Annotated in this window: 4 protein-coding genes; 1 reads left to right on the top strand and 3 read right to left on the bottom strand. The window is 52.7% G+C overall.

The annotated features are described in order from the left end of the window. Window positions 1-896: 896 nt before the first annotated feature. On the top strand, window positions 897-1,622 hold the full coding sequence (locus B2Y11_RS03045) for a gamma-glutamyl-gamma-aminobutyrate hydrolase family protein (RefSeq protein WP_291056060.1): 726 nt from the start codon (window positions 897-899) through the stop codon (window positions 1,620-1,622). 665 nt (window positions 1,623-2,287) lie between these two features. Here B2Y11_RS03045 and B2Y11_RS03040 read toward each other — a convergent pair. From B2Y11_RS03040 to B2Y11_RS03030, 3 genes are all read right to left on the bottom strand, one after another. Then, window positions 2,288-2,758: a MarR family winged helix-turn-helix transcriptional regulator gene (locus tag B2Y11_RS03040; RefSeq protein ID WP_288265489.1), complete on the bottom strand. Its 471-nt coding sequence runs from the start codon at window positions 2,756-2,758 to the stop codon at window positions 2,288-2,290. Between the two features lie 151 nt (window positions 2,759-2,909). After that, a complete protein-coding gene (locus B2Y11_RS03035; protein WP_291056057.1) occupies window positions 2,910-3,335 on the bottom strand; it encodes a hypothetical protein in 426 nt (141 codons plus the stop codon). Between the two features lie 192 nt (window positions 3,336-3,527). Beyond that, window positions 3,528-4,019, bottom strand: coding sequence for a GNAT family N-acetyltransferase (locus tag B2Y11_RS03030; protein WP_291056055.1), 492 nt, complete (start codon window positions 4,017-4,019; stop codon window positions 3,528-3,530). Window positions 4,020-4,131 lie beyond the last annotated feature (112 nt).

Here is a 4,131-nt window from a genome sequence, read left to right as displayed (position 1 = left end):
CTTAGCCTGCCCATAAAAGGGCCTACCTATTGGCTGGCTGACCGTGCCCGCTGGGAAGGTATGGCGCCCTTTCGGGCGCCATTTTTTATACCGCCTTTGGCGGAGAAAACCATACAACCGCCTTATGGACAAGCGCCTTCGGCGCTCGGGTTCAAAAGGTTCAAAGGGTGGTGGCGGCGGCTTCGCCGCAGATGATAAAGTCAGCGTTACGGGATTGGCTTTCCATGTCATACGTTATGAAAAACATTACTTCGATCAGCCACCTCCGGTGGCTTTCCCCCCTTTGGTGCCTTACGGCACCACCTTCCCCCCGCTGAGCGGTGGGACAATAAAGACCCGCAAAGCAGTCCTTTCATAAGCAGCTCACAGCATGACGGAGCTCTATAGTGCCCCCGCTTGCGGTGGCAAGGGAACTGGATTCGCAGGGAGCCGTAGGCGACTGAGAATCCAGTGACACGCTTCCCAGCGGGGCGGAAAGGTGGTGGCGCCAGCCACCAAAGGGGGAATCTCCATCGCCCGCAGGGCGGTTGGCCTGTTTACCCACGGGCGAAAGCCCGGTTGTAAAGGTTTTCGCTGCCCCAGGCAGCGTCATATAAAACTCCCCTCTGAACCAGCCCGCTCCGTGGGCCGAACCCATCGTTCGGTGCGCAGCACACGAACGATAGAACCCGGGCGCCGAAAGGCGCCTGAACCCTCAAGCACCAAAGGGACTTGTCCATAAGAAGACAGCGCCTCGGGTTGGCTTTTTGTGTTATGCGGACAGCGGTAAGCCGACAGCGGACAGCCACACCGACAGTGGCGCCCCGTCAAGCTGAAACTAGAAACTCTCCCCCTCACCCTGTGTCCCCATTCATGGTATGATGTAGGAAACGGATTTCCAAAAGGAGGAATTCATCTTGAATAAACCTATTGCTGCAGTAACTGCGGACACGCTTTTAGCAGATATGAAGCCCATCAACCAGAGGATGGCGGACTATGCGCCCCGGCCGCTTCTGAACGCCCTGGGGAAGGCGGGCATCCTTCCCATTGTCATCGCCTATGACGACTATGCGGATCCCGAGGAATTTTTAGACACCTTTGACGCCCTGGTCATTCCCGGCGGCCCCAATCCTTCGCCCCGCGTCTACGGAGAGGAGCCTTTGTGGTGTATCGGGCCCACCTATGAAAAGCGGGACCTTTTTGAAATCGCCCTTATCCATGCCTGCCTGAAGCAGGATAAGCCCATCCTGGGCATCTGCAGGGGCATGCAGATCCTGAACGCAGCCCTGGGCGGCACCCTCTGGCAGGACATGCAGGCCCAGAATCCCAAAGCCTTTATCCAGCACATGCAGAAGGCACCGGGAAATATAGCCACCCATTATGTGGAAATCGAAAAGGACAGCCGCCTCCACGACATCCTTGGCGACGGCCTCTATGTAAACTCCCGTCACAGGGAAGGTATCAAAAAACTGGCCCCCTCCCTCACCGCTGCCGCCCGTTCCAGGGACGGCGTCATCGAAGCGGTGGAGAGCAAGGACAATGAACTCATCTGCGCCGTGCAGTGGCATCCGGAAAATATGGAAGGAAACGTGATGGATCCCCTCTTCCATGACTTTGCGGACAGGATTATCAGGATGAAATAAAGGGCCCCTTTGCGGCCCGGTTCAGAGGGTTCTGCACCCGAAGGGCGCGAAGGGTTCTTAGGTTTGACAGCGTCCTTTGGACGCTGAGGGTTGTGGGGGGCGGCTATGCCGCAATAAAAAGGGGCGCGGCTGACGCCGCAGGTTGTGTAGAAGGGTTGTGGCTGAAAAGGTTCTTAGAATGAACCGGCTTCCAGCCGGAGGGTTCTCAGGTTTGACGGGCCTTTCAGACCCGAGGGCTGTGGTATCGCCGCCTTTGGCGGCGATGAGCATTAATGCCGCCAAAGGCGGCAGGCGTTACGGGATTTCCCTCCGAACGCAGTCATTCTGAGCCGCAGGCGAAGAATCTCGGTACGCGCTGTGAATGATTCCGCTGCCGGTCATGCCGGGGCCCGGCACTCTCCTTCCCGCCCGCCGGTATTTACCGGCATTACCCTTACTTACTATGCTTACCAAGATCCTTCGCTATCTCTCAGGATGACGGGTGTCAGGCGGGAAGGCATTGAGGATAGTGTCTTGACTGCAGGCAGGCCCCGCTCCATCATTCCGAGCCGCAGGCGAAGAATCTTGGTACGCGCTGTGAATGATTCCGCTGCATACGGCCATAAAAAAAAGAACTGTGAGCCCTTCTCTCACAGTTCTTTTTGTTTGTCAATTTCTGCCTGTTATCAGCCCATGTCCAGGTTTTTCATAATGCGGCTGAGCACGCCCCTGAAAACCTGCATTTCGTTTTCCGGAATGCCTTCGTAGAAGGACTCATCCAGATCCCTGGAAGCTTTCTGGCTGGCCTGTTCCACCTGTTTTGCCCGATCCGTCATGAAGAGGCGGTATTTTCTGGCATCATCGGGCATTCTTTCCTTGCGGATCAGTCCTTTTTCAATCATGGACTTCACCATCACCGTAATGGTGGGATTGGTAAGATGCAGATGGTCTTCCAGTGTCTTCTGGGTTACCACTTCTTTCTTATGGGTGGACAAATAGGCAATAATGAGGGACTGCCGTGCAGTGAGTCCAAATTTCTTCATAATGCTCGACTGACGAAGCAGCATCATCTTATGGGCCTGGCCCAGGTTGTAGGTCAACCCCAGCTTATCGCTTTCTTTTAAATCATCCGGTTTTAAATGAATCTGTCTTTTCATAGCTCTCACCTTACTCCAAAGACACCAGCAAAACTCCTCTTCCCCGAGTCTGCGGAAAATGTTTAAAATCGTATACAGCCTGACTTTTCAACTTGCAATCCACATTTTGTATACATTATACAATAAATTTCTGTCCATCGTCAAAAAAAGACTACATTCCTCCGGGAAACCCTTTCACTTCATGCACATCCCAGCGGTCATCCCTGTTGATTTCTCCATGATAGGTATGCTCCCCCAGGGTGATGAGGAAATAGACATGGCCCTGTCCTTCCCTGCGGACCACGGAAAAGGTGTCCCTGTCCACATGACAGCTGCCCTTCCACATAATCCTCATATTCTGCCGGATGGTGAGTGTCATCACATGGTTGTCCGATGTCATATGAAATTCCGTCATCCGTCCGAATCCATCATTGAAATACAGGGTGGATTCAGATTCCCGGGCCATACCTTCAGAGGAAAAAGCAGAGGAAAACTGCATGGTGCTCCCCTTTGGGGAGGGAAGTATTCCATTTCCTCCCACCGCAGCAGGAAGCAGAAAGAGGGATAGAAGCAGGCCTCCCATGATACGGCGTTTCATAAATGCAACCCCCATATATGAGATAGAATCCATAGTAAAAATTGTATATATTTATTATAAAACATCCGGAAACAGAATAAAAGGATAGGCAGCTATGGGGAAAAAAAGCGGAAAATCCCTGTATGCTCTGTTTTCATCCACCTTTCTTTGAGGCCCTTATAAATAATTTCTATACCCACAGGCTGCTTTATCTTAAAACGTAAGCCTCATCTGGTACCATACCACATGACCATGGGTGGAGCCGGAGACCCCTTCATTGACAAAGCCGAATCCTGCATAGTAGTGAACCAGTCTGTCCTTGCAGGTAAGGACGATACCCTTTTTTCCTTCGTCCCGGGCCTGTTTCTTGAAGGCTTCGATAAGCCTGCCGGCACAGCCCTGCCTGCGGAAGGCAGGAATGGTATTCAGCCCGAAAATCATCTGCCAGGCGCCCTTTTCATTATGAAGGGACGCATCCTCATACATTTCATCCTGCAGATCCTTTTCTTCGGTGGTCATGCCGTCGATGAAGCCCACCAGTTTCCCGTCCCTGTATAAAAGGAGGAAATGGTAGGGATACACGGAAAGGCGCTCCCTGATTTCCTCAGCCGTAGCGGCCTCCGCCTTCGGGAAGCATTCCGCCTCCACCGCCGCCAGTGCCGCCGCATCTTCTATATTTCCCTGTCTGATTGTATATTCTGCCAATTCTATGACCGTCCTTCTGTTAAGGAAGCACTGATTCATTCGCAGAATCGAATTTCATATGAATTTTTATCCAATCGACCTCATAAGTCTCCTTAAATAGCTCGCTATTCGC

It is taken from the genome of Dialister sp. UBA1703 (assembly GCA_002320515.1).
Lineage (GTDB): Bacteria > Bacillota > Negativicutes > Veillonellales > Dialisteraceae > Dialister.
This window is presented reverse-complemented; position numbering and strand designations above follow the sequence as displayed.

Bases quoted from the DNA above. Each gene is read 5' to 3' on its own strand.
- B2Y11_RS03035 (WP_291056057.1), bottom strand. From the start codon at position 3,335: ATGAAACGCCGTATCATGGGAGGCCTGCTTCTATCCCTCTTTCTGCTT.
- B2Y11_RS03040 (WP_288265489.1), bottom strand. From the start codon at position 2,758: ATGAAAAGACAGATTCATTTAAAACCGGATGATTTAAAAGAAAGCGAT.